At 60.5% G+C, this 238-nt stretch carries 1 protein-coding gene; it reads left to right on the top strand.

All coding sequences use genetic code 11. The annotated features are described in order from the left end of the window. Nucleotides 1–238, top strand: a 238-nt coding sequence (locus tag EOD29_RS34825) for a molybdopterin-dependent oxidoreductase (RefSeq protein WP_164764094.1), incomplete at both ends; no start/stop codon positions are given.

The raw sequence follows: 238 nt of genomic DNA, 5'->3' as shown, positions 1-238 counted from the left end.
CTCGGCCTGCGGGACGGCCCGTGAAGTGGGAACCTTCGCGCATCGCCTTCCCGCCGACATGCCGGTGACGAACCCCGAGCACCGCAAACATGCCGAAGAAATCTGGCGTGTCCCGCAGGGGATCATTCCTGAGAAGCCAGGATATCATGCAGTCCAGCAGGACCGCATGCTGAAGGACGGCAAGCTGAATTTCTATTGGGTGCAGGTCAACAACAACGTCCAGGCCGGACCGAATACG

The sequence above is a fragment of the Mesorhizobium sp. M1A.T.Ca.IN.004.03.1.1 genome, assembly GCF_003997555.1.
Classification (GTDB): domain Bacteria; phylum Pseudomonadota; class Alphaproteobacteria; order Rhizobiales; family Rhizobiaceae; genus Mesorhizobium.
Note: the sequence above shows the minus strand (reverse complement) of the source record. Positions and strands in the feature narration are given on the sequence as shown.